The 21,903-nt window shown below is 55.4% G+C and carries 17 protein-coding genes; 6 read left to right on the top strand and 11 right to left on the bottom strand.

The window, feature by feature from the left end:
* The 3 genes from WCS52_18300 to WCS52_18310 all read right to left on the bottom strand — a co-directional run.
* Positions 1-3,513: hypothetical protein (locus WCS52_18300; protein ID MEI6169137.1), on the bottom strand; the 3,513-nt coding region annotated here is incomplete at its 3' end.
* Between the two features lie 32 nt (positions 3,514-3,545).
* Positions 3,546-3,980 (bottom strand): hypothetical protein, encoded by a 435-nt coding sequence (locus tag WCS52_18305; protein MEI6169138.1) that lies wholly within the window; start codon positions 3,978-3,980, stop codon positions 3,546-3,548.
* Entirely contained in the window at positions 3,977-4,204 is a 228-nt protein-coding gene (locus WCS52_18310) for a hypothetical protein (protein ID MEI6169139.1), read from the bottom strand. The genes WCS52_18305 and WCS52_18310 overlap by 4 nt, the downstream gene beginning before the upstream one ends.
* Positions 4,205-4,794: 590 nt before the next feature.
* Here WCS52_18310 and WCS52_18315 point away from each other — a divergent pair.
* From WCS52_18315 to WCS52_18330, 4 genes are all read left to right on the top strand, one after another.
* Positions 4,795-5,325 carry a hypothetical protein gene (locus tag WCS52_18315; GenBank protein MEI6169140.1) on the top strand — a complete coding sequence of 177 codons (531 nt, stop codon included), beginning with the start codon at positions 4,795-4,797 and terminating at the stop codon, positions 5,323-5,325.
* Positions 5,326-5,348: 23 nt separating this feature from the next.
* On the top strand, positions 5,349-5,993 hold the full coding sequence (locus tag WCS52_18320; GenBank protein MEI6169141.1) for an ankyrin repeat domain-containing protein: 645 nt from the start codon (positions 5,349-5,351) through the stop codon (positions 5,991-5,993).
* A gap of 61 nt (positions 5,994-6,054) precedes the next feature.
* The gene (locus WCS52_18325) at positions 6,055-6,708 is read left to right on the top strand and encodes an ankyrin repeat domain-containing protein (protein ID MEI6169142.1); all 654 of its coding nucleotides are present in this window, start codon (positions 6,055-6,057) and stop codon (positions 6,706-6,708) included.
* Positions 6,709-6,727: 19 nt separating this feature from the next.
* Positions 6,728-7,123 carry a response regulator gene (locus tag WCS52_18330; GenBank protein ID MEI6169143.1) on the top strand — a complete coding sequence of 132 codons (396 nt, stop codon included), beginning with the start codon at positions 6,728-6,730 and terminating at the stop codon, positions 7,121-7,123.
* On the opposite strand, the gene WCS52_18335 is transcribed toward WCS52_18330, so the two are convergent.
* The 5 genes from WCS52_18335 to WCS52_18355 form a co-directional block, all read right to left on the bottom strand.
* Complete coding sequence (locus WCS52_18335) at positions 7,109-8,530, bottom strand: sigma-54 dependent transcriptional regulator (protein MEI6169144.1); 1,422 nt, start codon at positions 8,528-8,530, stop codon at positions 7,109-7,111. The two genes, WCS52_18330 and WCS52_18335, sit on opposite strands and share 15 nt — an antisense overlap.
* Positions 8,527-9,756, bottom strand: coding sequence for a response regulator (locus WCS52_18340; GenBank protein ID MEI6169145.1), 1,230 nt, complete (start codon positions 9,754-9,756; stop codon positions 8,527-8,529). Before WCS52_18340 ends, WCS52_18335 begins: the two co-directional genes overlap by 4 nt.
* Positions 9,753-11,339 (bottom strand): PAS domain S-box protein, encoded by a 1,587-nt coding sequence (locus tag WCS52_18345; GenBank protein MEI6169146.1) that lies wholly within the window; start codon positions 11,337-11,339, stop codon positions 9,753-9,755. Before WCS52_18345 ends, WCS52_18340 begins: the two co-directional genes overlap by 4 nt.
* Before the next feature lie 97 nt (positions 11,340-11,436).
* Positions 11,437-14,037 (bottom strand): PAS domain S-box protein, encoded by a 2,601-nt coding sequence (locus WCS52_18350; GenBank protein MEI6169147.1) that lies wholly within the window; start codon positions 14,035-14,037, stop codon positions 11,437-11,439.
* A gap of 448 nt (positions 14,038-14,485) precedes the next feature.
* A complete protein-coding gene (locus WCS52_18355; protein MEI6169148.1) occupies positions 14,486-14,950 on the bottom strand; it encodes a hypothetical protein in 465 nt (154 codons plus the stop codon).
* 561 nt (positions 14,951-15,511) lie between these two features.
* Here WCS52_18355 and WCS52_18360 point away from each other — a divergent pair.
* The gene (locus WCS52_18360) at positions 15,512-18,517 is read left to right on the top strand and encodes a PAS domain S-box protein (protein ID MEI6169149.1); all 3,006 of its coding nucleotides are present in this window, start codon (positions 15,512-15,514) and stop codon (positions 18,515-18,517) included.
* Positions 18,518-18,556: 39 nt separating this feature from the next.
* Here the strand turns inward: WCS52_18360 and WCS52_18365 are convergent, their stop codons facing one another.
* Positions 18,557-20,461: a PAS domain-containing protein gene (locus WCS52_18365; GenBank protein ID MEI6169150.1), complete on the bottom strand. Its 1,905-nt coding sequence runs from the start codon at positions 20,459-20,461 to the stop codon at positions 18,557-18,559.
* Positions 20,462-20,746: 285 nt separating this feature from the next.
* Here WCS52_18365 and WCS52_18370 point away from each other — a divergent pair, with 285 nt between their 5' ends.
* Positions 20,747-21,010 (top strand): helix-turn-helix transcriptional regulator, encoded by a 264-nt coding sequence (locus tag WCS52_18370; GenBank protein MEI6169151.1) that lies wholly within the window; start codon positions 20,747-20,749, stop codon positions 21,008-21,010.
* Between the two features lie 4 nt (positions 21,011-21,014).
* Here the strand turns inward: WCS52_18370 and WCS52_18375 are convergent, their stop codons facing one another.
* Positions 21,015-21,254: a helix-turn-helix transcriptional regulator gene (locus WCS52_18375; protein ID MEI6169152.1), complete on the bottom strand. Its 240-nt coding sequence runs from the start codon at positions 21,252-21,254 to the stop codon at positions 21,015-21,017.
* Between the two features lie 374 nt (positions 21,255-21,628).
* Positions 21,629-21,853, bottom strand: coding sequence for a hypothetical protein (locus WCS52_18380; protein MEI6169153.1), 225 nt, complete (start codon positions 21,851-21,853; stop codon positions 21,629-21,631).
* Positions 21,854-21,903: the final 50 nt, after the last annotated feature.

A 21,903-nucleotide genomic window follows, 5' to 3' on the forward strand; every position in this document is an offset into this window, starting at 1 on the left:
ACCATTCAAGAGATCGTAGTAACTGATGGCCGGAATGCCGTTGCTCATGACGACCAGGGAGGTGTAGAGACCCACGTCACCCGTGGCGTCGAGCGTAAAGCGCTGCCAGGAGATCGGCCCGTTGGGCGGGGCCAGAATCCGGCCTTTGGCGAACTTGAGATCGCCGTTGAATTCGTCGTAATAGCTGACCGCGGGCAGGCCGTTGAGGATGGCAGCGGAAAGATATTTGCCTACGCCGCCGCCGTCCGGAATATCCGCCAGCGGCCACGACCAGCCCAGGGAAGTGGAAGTGGAACGGGCCACGCGCAAGGCACCTCCGGGCGCATCATAGTAACTGATCGCCACGGTGGTGCCGTCGAAAACCATTGAGTTATAGCCCCCGGCCGCGCCATCGCTGTCCAACGTCACGGGGTCGCTCCATTGGGCACCGTTGGTTTCCGCCGCGCACACGAAGTAAGGATGCCCGGCGCCAACATTGTGGAAACAGACGGCCGGCGAGTCCCATACCTGACGCAATTCCACATCGCCGAGCAGATCTCCAGCAGTGGACGCGACGAGCACCGGCGCCCCCCAGGCCGAGCCATTGGCGTTACTGGCGCGGCGGTAGTTCAGCGTCCCTCCGTCGTTGTAGGTAATGGCCGGGAATCCATTGATAACCGCCAGCGAGCTGTGGTCTCCCGTGTTGTTTGCCGGATCCACTGTCACGACGCTGCCCCAGACCGAGCCACCGGTGTCGTTGGCCCGCACGTATTGCAACTGCCCGGATGTGGTGGAACGGAAAATCGCCGCCGGGTTTCCATTTACCAACGTCATGGACATGGGCGCATAAGCCGCCGTGACACTCAACGGTGCGGCCCAAGTTGCGCCAGTGGTGCTGGTTGCCCGCACGAACTTGAAGCCAAGCGAGACGTAGCCAATGGCCGGGTTACCGTTGGCGGTCAACAACTGGACGTTGCCACCTTCAGGGCTGGCGGCAGCCACCGTCACCGGCGTCCCCCAGGTCTGGCCGCGGGCATCCAAAGCCCCGACATATTTAAGAGTGCTGGTCGTCCCGTCCATATAGGCGATGGCCGGAAATCCCTGAATGATGGCGAGGGAAGGCCCGTAACCGGTGTAGCCCGCCGCGTCCACCGTGACGGGCCGCGCCCAGTGCGTCCCGTCAAAAAAAGCGTATTTCAAATCGCCGGCATCAACATCCTGGTAGGCCACCCCAAAGCCACCGTTAATCGCGGCGAGTGAAGTGGAAACGCCCACGTTTTTACCGGCATCAATGACCTCGTTCACCGCCACCCCCGCGCTCCAACCCCGACCGAGCAGGTTGGTCGCTTGGGCCATGCAGAGATCCGACTGGCGCGCGTCGTGATAAAAGACCACCGGCAGCCCGTTGGTCTGCAACACCTGATCCACCAGTCGCGCCGGCTCGATCAGTCCCAAGCCCGTGTTGAAATCAATGGAGCCTCTGGTCCAAGCATCGCCACTGGTCTGGCTGGCCGCGCGGTAATGCAAAGCTCCATCCTTGTAATAGCAGATGGCGGGCACCGATCCGGAGAGTAGCAACCCGAGATCAGTGGCCTCCTCCACGTTGACCATGACTGGGGGCTTCCAACTGGCACCGTTGGCGTCTTGTGCGCGGGCGAATTGAACCGGAAAGCTGCCCACATACTCGACATGCGGGGGAAGATACGCACCCAACAGGCCCGTGCCGCTGGCCGTGGTGATCCGTTCCGTGGTGGCACCGCGATAAACCATGGCCGGCACCCCATTGATTAACGCCAAGCGAATGAACCGTCCGGCGTCGGCACCGTCTTTGTGGAACACATTTTCTTGGGTGGTCGAAGAATGGCCATAACCTATCGGATGGGTGGTGGTGACGGTCTCAATTAAAATCGTGCCCTCACCCACCGTGACGGGTAATCCCCAGGAACCACCGCCCTTATCCAGCGCGCGAACATAGCGCGCCTGGCTGACCGTCGAAGAGTTGGTCGCACAAGAGAGATCGGAGTAATAGGCTACGGCTGGGTTGCCGTTGACGACTTCCAGCGTCGCGAACGCACCCGCGCAACTGACGCCGCTCCCGCCAAGATCCAACACCAGGTCCACCGGCCAAATCGTTCCGTTCGCGTCGGACGCGCGGACAAAGGCCAGATCACCGCTGGTGATGTCCTGGAAAGCCAGGGCCGGAATTCCGTTGACCACCTTCAGGGATGGGTAGGCGAGGCGATGGCCTGACGCGACCGTCACCTGACTGGCCGGCCAGGTGGTGCCGTTGGCATCCGTGGCACGGACATACTTCAATGTCCCCGCAGCGTCCGTAGTGAAACCAATCCCGGGGTTGCCGTTCACCAGCGTCAGGGTCGTGTGGGGGCCGGCGTCAGACGCGACCACGGTCATCGGCGCGCCCCACGAACTGCCAACGCTGTCGGTCGCGCGCACATAACGAATCGTTTTGGTCGCATCATCCCGATAACCGATGGCGGGATTGCCGTTCACCACCAGCAGGGAAGTCCAGGAACCACCCGCGCCGGGCGCATTCACCGCCACGGGTGCCGACCAGGTATTGCCCGTATTGTCCAAGGCCCGCACGAAATAGAGACGATTGTTCACCGCGTCAAAAAAGCTGATGGCCGGATTGCCGGCAACGGTGGCCATGGCGTTGTATTGCCCGAAATCATTGCGCTGATCCACGAGCGTCGCCGGGGAGGAGAACTTGTCATAAACCACCGCACTGTTGGCGGGCAGGCTGCCGATCTTCAGCGTAAAGTCCGTGGCCGTCTTCCCGAGCAGGCTGATCGAATCCGGGCTGATGAGCGTCGTCTCGTTCGTGCGTTCGAGGTCATAACTGAGCACCGGCGGCACGCCGAAATTGCAGCCGAAGGGAGTAACAATCGTCAGCGGGTCACCAAAGTCCACGCCGCTCTGGGCGTCCACGGCGATCCGGCCGGCGACGTATTTTCGAGCCAGTTGCGTTTGCCCGACGGTGCCTGCCGCGATTTGTGCGCTGGTCACCGCGTTGCTGGCGATCTTCACCGCCGTCACCGCGCCATCGGCCAGCATATTGCCGGAGATCGTGCCCGCGCCGATATTCGCCGGCGGGATCGTGCCACTGATACTGGCCGCGCTCACGCCGCCGGCGTAAATGGCGTAGGGCGTCGGCGTGATCGGTTGCCGCGGGCTCAGCGTGGAAAAACCGCCGCTGCCATTCGTCCGCACCGCTATTTCCAACCAGCGGTTCGCGCCGGGGAACTGGGTGCCGAAATCCAGTGTCACCGTGAACAGTCCGTTGCTCACCGCCGTGGGGCTGTTGGTCAGGAGATAGCCTTGCTGCCCCCCGGCGCTGGCGGCGTCGTAAAGCCCAAAGCGCAGATCGTAAATTCCCGAGGCCGGGCCGCTGGCATTGTTCAGCCGCCCCTGATATGTGAACGCCGTGCCTTGGGCCTGGAGGTGGAGCGCGCCCGCCATGACGGCGAGCAGCGCAAGGAGGATTGTGCCGTATTTGTTTTTTATATTTTTCATTTTGTTGATTGGTGATTGTTGGTTGGTGGCGTTTAAGGTTTATTCAGCCGGTAGAATCTTATCGGCACATTTGCCGGAAGGGTAACGGGATTGGTGGCTGCACTGGGTGAATTGATCCAGTTGGTTGTGCCGAGATTGACATTCTCCTGTAGTACGAATCCAGACGTGTCGGGAGTCCATGAAAGTGTGGCAAAACCTGCGACGTCTGGCATAATGCTCAGAGTTGGCCCATCCGCAATTTGCACGGCGATAGGCAGCGCCCAGAAGCCGCCGGTGACGGAATAGGGAGCATTGGTCAGCGCGCCGCTGGCATCATGCTGGCCGATTGTGCCGCTCACGGAAAAGACGCCGCCGGTGCTGGTGCCGCCGCCCCCGGCGATTTTATGCCAGTCGATGGAATACGCTTGTGACCAGACTGTACCCACAAACCCAAGCGCCAGGACCAGGAGGAGGAGCGCGGACTTCAATGGGCACCACCTAACATGCGGTAGGAACCGGCCCGTTGGCCAATAGCCTCACCAAGAAAACTGATGGAAACACTTCCGCTGGTAAGGATGATCGCATCAATATCCGGCATAATGTCCGGATCCGGAATATCGCCAATACAGATGATATCATCCACCCAGCCTGCATCGGCTCTGCTGGCCAACGACCCGTTCTGGGCATACATCCAGCGCAAGTCATGAGACATGTCCGCGCCCTCGACCCTGTTTGTGATCTGCGCCCACGCACCTTTCGTGCCTGAAACGTTAGTCTCAACCGCCGCAATAGCCAATCCGCTCCAGACGGTTTCCAAATGAGAACACGATGCCCCCTATAAACCTTGATTTCAAGAAAAGCTCCTCATATTGCCTACTAAGTCGATAAACTAACTCTTGTCTGGAATCAATGGCAAGCGCGGTAAATACCTCAATTGGAGTAGGGATGAGGCTGGCCATGGGGAGAGGGAGATATTGCTACTAAATTTAGTTCGCGTTCAAATTGAGGCCAACAATCGAAGGGCTATCTGATGAAAGATACGCCCATCACCAAAGTGCTGGCTTTTCAGCATCTTCGGCATGGCACTCACAATTGCCTTCCGAAAGTCCTCACGGCCTGGGCGGAAGTAGTTCTTCAAAACTACGGTTGCATCGGAATCAGGCACAGTCTGTTCACTTTGGATCAAAACAATACAGATCGCCGATCCATCATTTTACACTCACATTCCCGAACTGGCTTCCTATCAACATGTTACATCACGACTGAAAATGTTGGCATACACCCTGCTAGGTACAACAGCTCATGAAGACCACTCACATCGTTACCATGATTACCCTTGTCGGGTTGCTGACCATAAGAACGTCACACGCCGGAAACATCGAATCCGGGCGGGCGGGCGCAAGTTCCGTGGGCTGGTTTGCCAGAACTTTTGGCAATTTATCCTGGGAATCAGCGGTTATAGCAACCACGTCACCCTCGGATATCAGTTGGCAGGTCAGACGTCATGTCACGTACCGAGCCACACCGGTGTTGACATGGGAAGATGGCCGGGAAACCTGGGATCGAGGCTACGGTGACTGCAAGGCATTTGCTTATTGTGTTGCCGACCTGTGCGAAGCCAAGGGGATCGTGTGCTGGGTATCGGTAGTTCGCCCAATCGGAGAGCACTACGGGCACGCCGTCACGATGGGGGTATGGGAGGGGAAGATATGGATGTCGAGCAATGGCCTCTACGGCGAGTTCAAGTCACTGGATGAAACGCTGAAAGCATTATCCACCATTAAGGGATTTAATCACAAATCGCTCGAATTCATTCCCCTTTCGCTGATGTAAAAACAAAAAGAAGGAAATAGACTATGAAAACGACCCCACTGCAGAAGAACTCGAATTACGGAACCGCCATCATCGCTTCAGCCTGTCTCATCCTGTTGTGCCCCTTGACGGGACACGCAAACAGCGACAACGAACAAATATGGACGGCCGCTATTTACGGCGATCTGAAGACACTGGCCGCGTTAGTGAAATTGGACGCCAAGATGGTCGCCGCCCAAGACCGCTATGGAATGCTCCCCCTGCATTATGCGGCTGAGGCGGGACAACTCGATACTGTTAAATTCCTGCTCGCGAATGGCGCCGATATTATGGCACGCGACAACCGTGGCTGGACGGCGTTGCATCACGCCGTGGACAACAAACAAGCCGAGGTGATGGAGTTGCTGATCGTGCACGGAGCGACAGTGGATGCTCAAAACACCATGCGGTGGACTCCACTCCACCTGGCGGTGTTTAAAAAGGACAAGACCATGGTTCTCGCCCTGATCAAGCGCGGGGCGGACGTATATTCGAAAACCAGCCGTGAACTCACTCCTTATAACCTGGCCGTTGACAGCGGAAAGCGGGACATCGTGGATCACCTTGTTGCCGCCATGGGTGACAGGCTCCATCAAGCACAAACGCCGATGCTCGCCATTACCGCCCCGAACCGGGGCACCTCACTATAGGAACGACGGCCGGACTTGCGAGACGCTAATCCTATCCAACGTAAAAACAAGGAATATGATTGTGAATACTACACTACACCTGAAACACCAGAACCCCGTCACCGCCCTCATCGCCGTAGCCTGCCTCATTCTATCGAATCCCCTGCCGGTCCGCGCGAACGGTGCCGAGCAACTCTGGACTCTTGCCGAGGCAGGCGATTTACAGTCGCTGACCTCGCTTGTGGGGTCGAACGCGACGTTGGTTTCCGCACATGACGGCTACGGGAAATCCGCCCTGCACTACGCGGCAGAGGCGGGTCAGGTCGAGATCGTGAAATTCCTGCTGACCCATGGCGCCGATATCATGGCGCGGGACAATCGTCTGTGGACGCCTCTGCATCACGCGGTCAACAAAGACCACGCTGAACTAGCGGCGTTGCTGGTCGCGGGTGGCGCCGAGGTGGATGCGCCCAACGCCATGAATTACTCACCCCTTCAACTAGCCGCCCGCAGCGAGAACGAACCCATGACGCTCGCCCTGAACAAAGCCCGCGCGGAGCGGCTTGCAAGGCCACGGCCCACCCGTCAACTCCCTGCATCCGGCCTGGTGGCAAGCATCGGTCATCCCGCTCATCCGGTTGTCTCCTTGAGTAGCACACCCCAAGCTCACCCTTCGGTGTTGGCCCTTAATAATGACCTTCAAGCAAAACAGATGCTTGCCCTTTCACTGAAATGATCATGACAGGACAATCAATATGAAGACGCCAAAGAGAAAAATACTGTTGATTGATAACGATGTGATTCTCTCAAATATCGTGAGTTATGGTCTCGGGATGGTCGGATATGAGACAAGGGTGGAAAATATCTCAAGCCACTCACTGCTGGCCGTGCGCGCCTTCATGCCCGATCTGATACTGCTTGATTTGGTCATGCCGGGCATGGATGGAGTCGCCGTGACGCAACAGCTGAGAGAGCAGGAGGACATCTGCAGGATTCCCATCATCTATTTCACCTCCATGTTGAGCACGGAAGAGGCGGCTCGTTTGTCGGAACAGGGAGAGCGGTTCCTGTGCAAACCCGCGAGCATCGACATGCTGAGGCAATACATTGAAACATTCTTCGGTTCGTGGCCTCCCCTACGGGGTGAGTAACGTCAGACGGTAGAATTTGGCGCGGCTGATGCCCATCTGTTGCGCAGCCGCTGAAACATTTCCGTTGGTTTTCGTAAGGACCCGCCGGGCCAGTAGCCGCTCAGCCGCACGCAAATTTACGGGAATTTCACCGGAGCCGGATGCCGTCGCGCCGTCCTCCGCACGCTTGGATTCCCCGGCAAGAGGCTTTTCCTGGAAATGAAGGTGTTCAGGAGTAATGCTTTTTCCGGCACATTCAATCAGCGCCCTTTCAATCCTGTTTTTCAATTCACGCACATTCCCGGGAAAAAACTGTTTCTCCAGGAGGTTCAACGTCTCCTGCTTGAAATCGGGGCAAGGCAATCCCATTTCCGAGGAGAGTTTCAGGGCAAAATGACGGGCCAGTAACGGGATATCTTCAGCGTGTTCGCGTAACGGGGACAGAATAAATGGAAAAGTGCCCAGTCGGTAGAAGAGATCTGACCGAAAGGCTCCGGTCGCTATTTTGGATTCCAAGGACGCGTTGGTGGCCGACACGATGCGTACATTTATTTTCAAGCCCTGGGTCGCGCCAACCGGTACGACGACTTTATCCTCAAGAACACGCAGCAATTTTGCCTGGATGAGCAAGGGCATGTCGCCAATCTCATCCAGGAAGACGGTCCCTCTGTCCGCCGTCTCGAAACAGCCCTTGCGATCCGCCGCCGCTCCGGTAAAGGCCCCGCGAACATGCCCGAAAAGCATGGAATCGGCGAGTTCCGGGGGAACAGCGGCACAGTTCACCGCCACAAAAGGCTGAAGGGAACGGTCACTTCCGTAATGGATTGCGCGCGCGACCAACTCTTTGCCGGTGCCACTCTCGCCGGTGATCAGGACTGAGGTATTGGGCTTCCGCTGCAGCAGGCGGATATCGAGCAGTGTTTTCCGGATGGCCGCCGACTTGCCCACGAACGCCTCAATGCCCCATCGCTCTGACTCCTGCCGCGTCATGAGTGATAGCCGTTCAACCAAGCCTTCCGACTCCTGGGCAATGGCCCGGTAGCGAACAGTCCGTTTCACCGTCGCCACCAGGTCTTCCCGGGTGATCGGTTTTTCGAGAAAATCAAAGGCCCCTAACCGCAGGGCCTGTATCGCCACATTCTTGCCCGCACTGCCGGTCATCAGAATGACCTCGATCAGCGGGCTCTGTTCCTTGAGCACCTTAAGGAGGGCTAACCCATCAAGGCCCCCCGGCATGTTAATATCGGTGATGACAATATCCGTTGGCTTATCCTGGAACGAGGCCAGACCCTTTTTGGCATCTGTGAAACACTGCACCGAACACCCTGCTGCACTCAGAAAGCCCTTGATCAAATCACAAAAGCAGGCTTCGTCGTCAAAGACCGAAACGGATAAGCACCGGGATGAGACCTGGTGAGGCGAGGTCATGCGCCACGCTCCTGACTGTCCGCACCGGGATGCCTGGGAAAACATATGCCGACGTTTGTGAAATCCGGAACCGAGGTATCCACGCTAATTCGGGCGCCCAGCAACCCGGCGATCAGCCCGGCAGAATAGGTGCCAAGGCCAGTGCCGTGCGTCTTCCCTGCAGTCGAAAACTTCTGGAAGAAGCGATCCCTGATGCTTTCCGGCACGGATCCCCGGTTTCGCAGACTCACCTCCATCGGCTCACTGTTTTTGAATTGAAAAGTCACCGACTCGCCGGCTGGCGAAGCCTCCAGAGCGTTCTTCAGGAGGTTTCCGAGCATGGAGTAGCACAACAAAGGCTCACCCTGCACCACAAACACATCGGTCTTTGCGTAGAAATGATCATCCACCATAACGTCAACGGCAAGGTCCTTGGCACTCATGAGCGTCGTATTGTGACTAATGACCTCTTGCGCAATGCGCAGGAGGTCAACCGGCTCCAGGTGAAGGTGGTACATTCCCTGTTCAATCTTGAAAAGGTCAAGAGACCGGTTGATCATATCCAACATCCGGCGCCCCGCACTCTCAATGTTCTCGAGCCATCCGCTCTGCTCCTCCGTCAGTTTACCGGACGTCATTCTGATCAGTTCCGGCGCACCAATGATGATGCTCAGGGGCGACTTGAGGTCGTGGCGCACGATGTTCTCGACCTCCTCGCGAAAGGCGGCGGCTTGGCTGAGCTGTTCATTGGCCGCAGTCAGGCGAATCACAACTTCCTGCAGTTCCTTCTGATACCGTTCCTTGGCCTCCTGCTCGCGCTGACGTCCCTCGTCCAACGCCTTGACCTTGGCCGCATTGCCGACGGCGCGAAGGACTGCGCCCTTGCCGACAGGCTTGACGAGGTAGTCAAAGGCGCTGGAACGTAACGCTTCCGCGGCTGTCGCGATGGTGGGGACTCCTGTCATCATGATGACCTGGACACAGGGGGCCGTGGCGCGAATGGCCTGAAGGAGTTCGATGCCGCTGATCCCCGGCAGAACAATATCGCTGACGACAACATCGAAGTCGTGGTCTCCGAGAAGCCTCAGCGCCTCCTGCGCGTTGGCGGCCACTTCGACCTTGTAGCCATCGGCCACCAGGAACTCATGCAAACTGTTGCGAATGCTCTTCTCGTCATCCACCACCAGGACATGGGCAAAGTGCGAGACTGGACGTTCACCGCTTGAGGAGGGAGTCTGGCTGTTCATATTGCTTTAGCGACCTCGTTTCTGATCATGTCCGTCGGTTCCGGCGCTACCGGCAGTTCCATATGAACCCGGGTCCACTGCCCCACCTCGCTCTTGACGCTCAACAGGCCGCCGTGGTCTTTGACGATGCCGTAGCTGACGGAAAGCCCCAGTCCCGTGCCTTTGTCGCGTGGTTTTGTCGTAAAGAACGGCTCGAAGATGCGGGCGCGCAGCTCCTTCGGGATACCCGGCCCGTGGTCTTCAAAGGTGAGGCGCAGCCAGCGCTCTCGAGGGGAAGCCGTTTCTCGCCCTTGTCCACCGGCCCTTGTCACTTCCCTGGCGCTGATGGTGATCAACTTGTTCGCATCATGCCCCGGATACTTCTGGTTCAGCGCGTCGCGCGCGTTGGTCAACAGGTTCATGATGACCTGCTGAATCTGCCGGGGGCGGCACCGGATCTCGGGCAGGTCGGGGGGCACATCCACCTCCAGCGTGATCTGGTCGTGGCGCAGGACGGCCCGAATCAGCGACAGGGTGGTTTCGACGATCTCAGGGAGGCTCGCCGAACTGCTGCTCTTTGTGTCCAGGCAGGCGAAGGAGAGGAGATTCTTCACGATCGTGGCGATGCGTTCGGTCTCCCTGTTGATCTCAGTTGCATAGTCCGCAACCGGGCTATCAGGACCAAGTTTATCCAGAATCAGTTGCGCATAGCCCATGATGCCCATGATCGGATTGTTGATCTCGTGCGCCACCCCGGCGGCGAGCGTGCCGATGGACTCCAACTTCTGCGCCTGGATGAGTTGCGCCTGCATCTGTGCCCGCTCTTTTTCCGCCTGCTTGCGCTCAGTGATATCGCGGCTGATGCCGAGCACGCCGATGAGTTCTCCGTTCTGGCCCCAATAGTGCGTCTTGAGGGTGTCCAGCAATGCTTTCCGGCCATCGGGATAGGTGACCCATTCCTCATTGTGCCGGGGCTTGCGCTCCGCCAACATCTGAAGGTCATTTTCCCGGAACGAATCGGCAACCTGCTTGTCAAAGAGATCGTAGTCGGTCTTCCCGACAATCTCGTTCTTTGTCCGCCCCACGAACTCGACGAAGGCGGGATTGCAGCCCAGGTAAACCCCCTCGGTATTCTTGAAAAAAACGATGTCAGGATCTGAATCCAGGAGGGAATTAATCAGGGCAGACTGCCGCTTGAGCGCTTCCTGCGCCAGGTGCTGCGCGGTGATGTCGCGATCGGAGCCGCAATACCCGCGCAGCGCGCCGTCGTCATCCAGCAGGGGGATGCCGTTGGTGGAAAACCAGACCACCCGCCCGTCCTTGGCCAGCATCGGATTTTCCACATTATTGAACAACTCCTTGGCCTCGAAAATCCGGAAGGCCGCTTTCTTGAATGCCTGCCGTCCATTTTCGGGATGCAGGTCGTAAAAGTGCATCCGGCCGACCAGTTCGCGGGGCAGGTAGCCCAGAACGTTTTCGGCCATGTGGCTGGCATAGGTATAGAGCCCGTCCGCATCAACCTCCCAGACGAAAGTCCGGCTATGATCCGCGAGTTGGGCAAAGCGACTCGCGCGCTCGGAAAACTCCGCCTTCAACGATGTCATGATAACTAGCCCTTCTACTAAACAAATGAAGAATTAAGGGAATTTCTCGCTTTCCTGAGGAACACGCCGGCAGCACTCCGAGACATGTCACTCGCCCCTATTTACTTTCGAAAACTTCTTTCATTTTGGCGATAAGTTTTTCCTTGGAGAATGGTTTTTGGAGCAGATGGATCCCGTCCTCCAATACACCATGCTGGACAATCATGTTAGCGGTATAACCTGACATAAAAAGGTACTTGAGCCGGGGATAGAGCGATAGCAGTTGCTTAACCAGTTCTACGCCATTCATTTCAGGCATAACAACATCGGTTATGATCAGGTCTATCAAGCCCGAATAGTCCTTAGCTGTGAGTATGGCTTTCCTTGGGGTATCTGCGGCAAAGACAAGATGCCCCTGCTGTTCGAGCATGATCTTGAGCAAATTCAACATTCCCGGCTCATCCTCAACTAACAGGATGGTCTTTGCACTGGAAAGGGACCGTTTCACCGCACATTGCGCATTTTCCTGTCCGTCTTCACCAGTATGGCGCGGCAGATAGAGTTCAAAGGTGGCGCCTTGTCCAAGCTTGCTCACGACATTAATGAACCCATTACTCTGCTGTACGGCGCCATATACCATAGCCAACCCAAGTCCAGTACCTTTGCCGACTCCTTTGGTCGTATAAAATGGCTCAAAGATTCGGGAAAGCGTTTCTTGATCCATACCACATCCGTTATCACTAACGGCGATCCGCACAAACGCTCCCGGCACAAAAAGCGGATGGTCAGCGCAGTACTCTTTGTCAAAGGTGCAATTTCCCGTCTCAATGACAATATTGCCGATATCCGTAATGGCATCTCTTGCATTGACGCACAGGTTTGCCAGAACGTGTTCAAGTTGGGACGGGTCCATCTTGATTTTCCACAAATTAGCAGCGGGGTTTAAAATATAGCTGACATTCTCCCCTGTAAGCCGCTGCAACATCTTGGCGGCACCCGCCAGAATCATATTAACGTCTATTACTTTTGGAGCGATGACCTGCTTACGGGCAAAGGTCAGCAGTTGGCGGGTAAGGTCGGCAGATCGCTGCGCCGCCTTGACAATTTCCGTCAAGTCTTTATAGATCGAAAATGATGAATCGATTTGCTCCATAGCCAATTCAGCATGACCGAGAATCACACCCAACATGTTATTGAAATCATGGGCCACCCCCCCAGCCAACTGCCCCACAGCTTCCATTTTATGGGCCTGGCGAAGCTGGGATTCGAGTTCTTCATGTTTCACTTCTGTCAGCTTACGTTCTGTTATGTCCTGGATGGTGCCCTTCATGGTCAGAATTGATCCGCGGGCATCTAATCCCAGTTTCCCCATTCCATGCACCCAGCGTATCGCCTGGTCATTCTGTCTGACAATACGATATTCCTTGTCGAACCTCTGTTTATGGCCGATGACCTCGATATTGAAGTAGTCCAGCATCATGGCACGTTCATCAGGATGAATGATATTGCCCCATCCCGCTACAGACCGCTCGTATGTCGGGTCAATCCCGAAAACCCGATCCATGCCTTCGGAACATCTCCATACTCCAGTGGCGATATTCAGCTCATAACTTCCCAAATTCGCAATATCCTGTGCCTCCCTCAGCAGTTCTTCGCTCTCACGCAGGAATTGCTCGGCTTTTTTGCGCTCAGTGATGTTCTTGTCCACGCCACGGTAACCTTTGAGATTCCCGGCTTCATCAAGGAGCGGGACCCCATTGGTGAGCAGGCACACGCTCTCGTTATCCTGCCCGATACACCAATTTTCCAAATCCTTTATGGGTGCCTTCTTCGCCACTATCTCGGCAAATATAGTTGCCACTCTTTTGGCCTCACGGGGCGGCATAAAGTCAAACGGGGATTTCCCGATAACAGTTTCACAGGTCACTCCAAGCACTTCAACGCCCTTTGGCGCGATATAGGTATAGAGGCCATTGGCATCCACCTCCCACGCCCAATCCGTCATGTTGGCCATCATATCTCTTAGCCACGCTTCGCTAGCTTTCAATTCGCCTACCATCACCTTGGTTTTCGTGATGTCCCGGGCAAATACCACCACCAGCCCCCCTGCAATGTCCCGATACTGCGCACTGACTTCAACATCAATACTGGTTCCGTCCTTACATCGTTGCCGGGTCTCGAAACGGTCCGACCCCTGCATTGTGATTTTCCGGATGTGAACGGCGGCGTCCTCGGCTGTTTCGATTGAATCCAGATCGGGAATGCTCATGGTCAGCAGTTCCTGTTGGCTGTATCCAGTCATCAGGCAGAATGTCTCATTTACTTCCAGGAGATGTCCCCGCAGATCTATAACGAAGAAGCCATCCATAGCGGTCTGGATGATTGCGGTATTTCGCTCGTTGATCTCATAGCGACTCTTTTCAGTCCGCCTCAGCGCTTCGGCTGCTTTGTCAGCGGCGGCGAGTACTATATCAGAAGCTTTAGTAGCGGCCGCGAGTACTAATTCAGTAGCTCTGACCGCGGATTCTTGAGGATCAGCCTGCGCTTGGTCATTGGGGACGTTGGCCAACACCTTGACGGCGGCGTCCTTGGCTTCGGCAAGAACTTTGGCGGCGGCCTCCTTGGCGGAGGCAAGGACCTTGGCGGCGGCTTCCTTGGCATCGGCAAGTACCTTGGCAGCAGCTTGATTTCTGAAATTCAGGTTTTCAAGTTCACTCATCTTAAAGCCCGATCTGCCACGCAATTAACACCATTTTCACCCATCTCTAAAATAAGCAGTTTTAACTACCTGATTTTGATCTTATTGTTTCACGATAGCAAGTTTCATATTGGCGGGCAGTCGTGGAGCAATTGGGCATTCCCTCATTTACTGACAAGAATTATCAATACAGGGACTGGAAGGATTATTATAACTGCCACAAAAAACAGACACACAAAGGATAGGACCGTCAAAATCGTATCCCGAAGTGACAAGAAGCCCATCGATAGCTGGAATTTCCACACGGCAATAGTTGAGTGCAAATGGCCATCGGATAAAGTCGGTCGCCCCATGTCGTCATAAAGGGAAGAATGACGAATTCTAAGTCGCTCAAGGAAAAGCCACCACGATATAATTGCGGCCAGTACGCATAATATCGCCAATGAAAGAAGATGGGTTTCCGAGCAAATCATATCAGTTCTTTTTTAAGCAGGGACAGGATCGAAGCAGGGACAGGATCGAGACCAATGGGTTGCTCCCTGACGGACGCTTTACAGAAAGATTCAGCAGCATTGATGTCCACGAAAACCTTCATTTCAACATTTGCTTTCGACCTGACATAAGCGGATATCATCTCAGCGGCCCGATAGGTGGCTTCATTAACGACAATGGCATGGCGATTCTCGAACATGGAAAGGTGAACCTCAGCCGCCATAGCAATACGGCTGACCTCAGAACTGTCATGGGGGGCAAAGGCTGCCTCTCTCAGGTCAATGAGGACCGTGGGCTCAGGTTGGCCGCAGGGGACTTTTGCGACATTTCTGACTAACCCTATCAATTTCCCCAACCCTATCAATTCACCCAGGGTTATATTGCCCGTTCCCACAACCCGTAGGTGATTCCCGAACTGCTCCATCTTGTATTCAATCGCCATTTGGAACAAATCCTGCCCGCATTTGAAACTTGGGAACTATCTCAAAAACACATCGGCCATGCTTGTCAATCCGCCTATTAACAACAGACCGGGACCGACACCCTTACTGATTACGGGAAATAACGTCAGGAACGTGCCGATCGCAAACAGACATCCGCCAGCTATTATCATTATGTCCAAAACTTTCGTATTACTTGTGAACAAAAAGTCAACGGGAAGTGGTGAGGATGCGAAGCCATAACTTGCGGCAACAGCTTAAATCATCTACCAAAGGGGGGTTCGGTATCGGGGGAGACCCACCACCTTCCGTTGACTGGCATTATCTTAAAACTGATTTGCATTCCCCGCAATCAGCAAGATCCTGATTCTCCATCAGGGTATTGATGATGCCCCTTTAGCGCTTCGAAAAGGGGGTTTGACCTTCGCGCTGGATTTTCACATGCTCCCGCCTATGTCGAAGATCTGCCTCTAGAGGAAAAGCGATTTCTTACCCGTTCCATATATATGTTGAGAAAATCCTCAAAATCCGCTGTCAGCACTTGGTTAACTGCAGCCATTTGCATGCTTTTCATAGTTGCGTTCGGGGTCTATCTCACTGCCGAAAAGCGTGTTAATCGAACGAACGAACAGCGGATTACCTCCTTTGAACTTAGTGATGAACTGAGGCAGTCATCAGATGATTTGACCCGGATGGTGCGTACCTACGTTGCTACAGGGGATCCAATATACAAACAGCGTTATCTGGAAATTCTGGCGATACGTGATGGCCAATCGCCGCGTCCAATCAACTACAAAAATGTCTATTGGGATTTGGTTCTCGCCGATGGGGCTCGGCCGCGTTCGTTTGGGCAAGCGATTTCAATGCTGGAATTGATGCGGCAGGCCGGATTTACTGCCGAGGAATTCAAGCACCTCCAGTCCGCCAAGGCCGCTTCAGATTGGCTCACCGGCACCGAACTCAAGGCCATGGCACTCGCCGAATCCACGACACCGCCAACAGACGCTAATCGCAATACGGCGCGACAGAGGCTTTATGGCGCTGACTATCACCAAGCCAAGCGCGACATCATGCAACAGATCGGTGAATTTATCGATCTGGTAGATCAGCGGACGCTCGCTACGGTTGATGATGCCAAGCTCAAGCTAGGGCGCACACGGTTGGGGTTTATCGTCCTCGGGGTTGCATTGGTTTTCATGCTGGCGCGTACACTGTACCTGATCAAAGCCGAAATGAATGAGAAGGAACAAGGCGAAACATTGCTGAAGAGTTCCGAGGTCGCCCTGCGCAAGAGTGAACAGCGCTTTCGCCAGATGTTCGAGAACAACGCGGCAGTCCTGTTGCTGATCGAGCCGGATTCCGGCGCCATCGTCGACGCCAACCCCGCCGCGGCCAGCTTCTATGGCTACCGCGTCGAGCAACTGCGGGCCATGCGCCTTGACCAGATCAATACATTGACGCCATCGGAAATCGCGGCGGAGATGGCCCGCGCTGTGCAGCAGGAACGCGATTTCTTCATCTTTATGCACCGTCTGGCCAGTGGCGACATCCGGACTGTCGAAGTTCGCTCGACGCCGATCCACGTCAATGAGCAGACCTTGCTTTTCTCCATTGTCAGCGACGTCACGGACCTTCATAGAGCGCAGCAAGTACTCCTGAAGAACGAGCGGCTGCTGCGTGAATCGCAGAAGGCCGCCCGGATCGGAAGCTACATCAATACGCTTGAAGCGGGAACGTTTGAGGGCACAAGCGTCCTTGATGAAATCTTCGGAATCACCAAAGCCTACCCGCACACCAATGAAGGCTGGGTGAAGTTCATGCATCCGGATTTCATGCAAGCGATGCGCGAGGCGCTTTTGGACTCGATCAACAACAAGAAACCGTTTGACGCCGAATACAAGATCATTCGGCCAAGCGATGGGGCCGAGCGCTGGATGCATGGTCTCGGACAAATCACCTATGACGACAAGGGCAAAGCGATCAGCCTGATCGGGACAGTTCAGGATATCACCGAGCGCAAGCGGGCAGAGGAAGATCTCAAACGGCAGGCGGCCCTGATTAATTCCATGCTGGATTCAGATCCTGACATGGTCTTTTTCAAGAATACCGAGGGGGTTTACCTGGGCTGCAACCCCGCCTTCGCCGAGTTCGTGGGGCGGCCAAAGAACGAGATTGTCGGAAAAACCGACTACGATATTTTCGACAAGCAGGTTGCCGATTCGTTCCGGGAAAATGACCATCAGATGCTGGCGGAGCACAAGCCCCGGCACAACGAGGAATGGGTCACCTATCCCGATGGCCGGAAAGCATTGCTGGACACCCTCAAGACGCACTATTGGGGCCAGAACGGAGAACTCATCGGCGTGCTCGGCATCAGCCGCGATATCACTGAGCGCAAGCAGGCGGAAGAGTTGCAGGTCAAACTCCAGGATCAGTTGAATCAGGCCCAGAAGATGGAATCAGTGGGCCGCCTGGCCGGGGGCGTGGCGCACGACTTCAACAACCTGCTCATGTGTACCATGGGATACGCCCAACTGTGCCTGGACACTCTTCCCGGGGATCACCCCGTCCGCGGCTACCTGAACGCGATCGTCTCAACTTCACAGCGCTCGGCCGATCTCACCCGGCAATTGCTGGCCTTCGCCCGCAAGCAGACCATTGCGCCCAAGGTCCTGGACCTGAACAACGCCATGGCAGGCATGCTCAAACTGCTGTGCCGCCTGATCGGCGAGGATATCAACCTGGTCTTGATGCCGGGCGCGGGGTTGTGGCCGGTTAAGCTTGACCCCTCTCAGATTGACCAGATCCTGGCGAACCTGTGCGTCAACGCCCGGGACGCCATCGCCGGAGTCGGTAAAATCACCCTCGCGACCGTCAATGTCACGATCGATCAAGACTTCTGCGTCAATCATGCCGGGTTTGTTCCCGGCGCGTATGTGCTGCTGACGGTTAGCGACGATGGCTGCGGGATGGATAAGGCCGTCCTCGCAAACATCTTCGAGCCGTTCTTCACCACCAAGGACGTCGACAAGGGGACCGGTCTTGGATTGGCTACGGTATACGGCATCGTCAAACAGAACGATGGGTTCATCTATGTCGATAGCGAACCGGGCAAAGGCACAACCTTCAGGATCTACCTGCCGCGCTTCTCAGGGGATGGCCCGAAAACGGCTACCGCGAGCACTGGGGAAGTGCCCCGCAGTCGCGGAGAGACAGTACTCCTGGTGGAGGACGAAAAATCGCTTCGCGAGACGTGCGGGTTGTTTCTGGAAGCTCTCGGATACAAGGTTCTGGTGGCGGACACGCCGGCAGCCGCTCTGGGCATGGCGGCTCAACACAAGGACGACATCCATCTATTGGTCACCGATGTAATCATGCCCGGTATGAACGGGCGGGAAATGTCCGAACGACTCCTGGCGAACCGACCGAACCTGAAAGTCCTATTCATGTCCGGCTACACGGCCGATGTGATCTTGAACCAGAAAGTGCCGTACGAAGGGCTGCACTTTATCCAGAAACCCTTTTCGCGCGACGACCTGGCCCGCAAGGTGCGTGAAGTGCTGGGATAAGCCGGGGCGGGCGGTTGAATTCAAAGCGACAAAGCACCCTCAGAAGGCGTTTTGCGGGCAACAAGGCTGGTCTGGAATCCGAAGCGTGAAAACAGCTCCTTGTCCCGGCTGACTTTTCACGTCAAAAGCGCCGCCGGAGAGAATCAGTCGCTGCTTAATGCTGTGCAGTCCAAAAGCGTTTCTGGAATCGCCCGTATTAAGCGCCGCTTCAGGATTAAACCCGACGCCTTCATCCGAGACAGTCACCTCTACCCAGTCGGGATGCGGGCGAGTCAGGGCCACACAGGCCGTCAGGACGCCTGAATGCTTGACCACATTCAGGAGCAGCTCACGCACGGCATGAAAGGCCAGCACCCGGGCGGTCTCGGATGACGGCTCCGCCTCAGGCAGCGCCTCCACGGTGACCTGAAGGCGGTGATCTTCGAGCTTCTTCTGGCACAACCATTTCAAGCCACTGACAAGTCCCTGCTGGAGAATGGCCGGACTGAGGTCACTCGTCAGAGACCGTGAAACGGCCAGTACTTGTTTCAGCAATTCCGATGCGCGCTTGAGATCCGCCAATGCGGACCCCCGCGTGCCCGGGTCCGCGGATAATCCGCTTTCGACGAAGAACCTGGCCCCAATCACCAACTGCTGAAGGTCATCATGCAAAATGTGGGCCAGTCGTTTCCGCTCATTATCCTCCGAGCAAACCAAGGCGGCGGCCAGCGCCTGGGTTTGCTCTGCCAAACGGGCCAGTTCTTTCACGTGCTTGACCCGCTCTTCTTCGAACTGCTTCCGTTCAGTAATGTCTACCATCACTCCCTGCAGAACAAAGGCCCGTCCGTCGTTGTCGCGGATAATCCGGCCCGAATCATGGAACCACACCACCTGCCCATCGCTAGAAAGCATGCGGTATTCGATATCAAGCGGCGCACCGGATCGATGACACTCGGCGACCTGCCGCATCACCTGATCACGATCAGCAGGATGCAGGTGGGTATGCCAGATGTCCGGGCTCTCAACGCATTGGCTTGCCTGCAGCCCTAGAATGGACTCGATCTGGGGGCTGATGTAAAGGGTCGTAAAGGTTTCGTCGACTGCCTCGGTATAGACAATAGCGGGAATCTGCTCCACAATCGCGCGGGTTTTCGATTCGCTTTCGTTACACGCCTTGATCTGGTCGTTAAGCTTCTGCCGCATCGATTCCATTGATCGCGCAAGGGTCTGGAGTTCAAATATCCCTGCGGGAACTAATGCCGTCTCCAGATCACCCTCGGTGATGCGGTGGACATCGCGGGTGAATTGTTCAATGGGTGCGGCGAGGGACCTCGCCAAGAGCCAGCTCAAGCTGATCGCCAGCATTACAATCGCAAGACTGATTGCACTCGACACCAAAAGGGTATGCCGCACCATGTCGTCCAGTTTGCCAAGCTGGATGCTGGCTCCGAAAATGTGGACGCGTCCAAGTTCATCCCGTTCAGGAATCAGCACCATACGTCCTTCACCCCATTTATTATGGAACGTGGAATAAACGGGTTTCATCGAACTGAGCGCCGGGGCAAATGACGCGGGATCCGTATGCGCTTCCAGAAACTTCGCACAATCAGACGAGGGATTATTCAGATCCGAGTGCGTGGCGGAAGTAAATTCAACCTGCCCATCCTGCAACACCACGCTCCAAATGTATTGAATTCCCAATTTCCGACACAACGCGTCATTATCAGCCACAATCCGGGAATACCCCTCAATTTGGGGCCAGTCCTTCCCGGGGAGGTGGTTGCAGTATTGCCGCATGAAATTGGCGCGGGCACACTCGGCCGCCGTGAAGAGCTTGCTGTCAGCCGCCCCGATGATCGCATTCTTGCGGACCGTCAGCAAGATCACCGTATAGGTAACGGCGCAAGTCAGAATGAGCAGGACCATCACCCCGAAGAGTCTATGTTGCAAAGAGTGCCGGTTCATGGGCAAGCGCCCGAGTATCTTTAGGAATTTGCAAATCGTCGTCAGAAACATTCGATGCATATCACTCCTGCATACATGCTTCATAATTCCTTCAAACTTTGCACGCATCATGAATGCATATGCCCCCGGCGGCAAGAACCAAATCAGGCCGCGAAACAGGAGGGTTGCCTGAACTCACGGATAGTGGTACATATAAAGTGCCTATTGATTATGAACTGGGGGTGATGTATGACCGTGTCAATACATAGTTCTGAATATAAAAGAGTTCTCGCGAAACTTATTGAGATGCGCAAAGCTGCGGGCATGACGCAACGGGATCTCGCCAAAATACTGGACAGGGAGAATTCTTTTGTCTGGCGGATTGAAACCGGCAAGAGGCGACTTGATGTGGTTGAATTTTACTGGGTATGCCGGGCCCTCCGGAGGGATGCGGTAGCCGTCTATCGGGAAATATTCGAAGAGATTACCTCTTCGCCAGGGATCGTATTGTCAAGGCCGAAACGGGAGAAAACGGCCGATTCCCGCTCGATTCCCCGCAGAAAGCAGTAATTCGTCACGATTCCCCTTCCCTGTCCGTGATGCACAAGGCGATCACTTCAGCGGGCTTTGCCTTAAGCGCTAAAGCAATATTCGTGAACTGGATAAAATCCAACCTCTGCCCGGACTCGTATCGCCCGACAAAGGCTTTATCCCGCTCTATCAAAGCGGCCATTTGCGCCTTCGAAAGCCCTGCCTGCTCCCTTTTCATCTTTAGCCATTCACCGATTTTTTGATGTTGCTTGATATTATCCATACGCGCTCCAATTTCCAGTTATCGGGCTCACGTCAATTCTTTCCCATTGCCCGCGAGGCCCTTTTCGAGAGCGGACTTCGCCTTCACGTAGGCATCGTGGGCGGCGGATCGGTCGCCGTAGCTGGCGCTCATGAATTCGAGGCGGGCGGCCCGGCAGGATGACTTCAGTTCATCAAGACGTTAGGCGTCCTGTACGCCCGCATCCGCTGCTGCTTTTTCCGATATTTTTTTTAGCATGATAAACGTGTTTGACCGCAATTTGAATCCAGACGATAAGATATACCGAAGGCTTCGTCAACTCGTTCTTCTGTATTGCAAAAACAGTAATCCGGAAGTGTTCGTTAATGGCAGGCGCTCAGGCGGAAATGATCCCCTTATTCCTCATCCATGTTTTTCTGTTTTTCACTTATCACCAGGGACTGGATAAGAAATTTGATACCTCCGATTGCGATTAAACACAAACCGGAGACAAAGCTGGCATGTGATAAAAATGAAGGAGGAAGCGCCAACAACAAAAGCAATAACCCGGATCCGATCAGCAACCCTGAGACCGCCCTTTTTCCGGAGTGGCTTTTCGACCAGTGTTTTTGCCCGCTCATCCGATTATTGATACCACCTTTGCCCTCGTTTGTATGTCAGCCATGATGCC

The organism is bacterium (genome assembly GCA_037128595.1).
Lineage (GTDB): Bacteria > Verrucomicrobiota > Kiritimatiellia > CAIKKV01 > CAITUY01 > JAABPW01.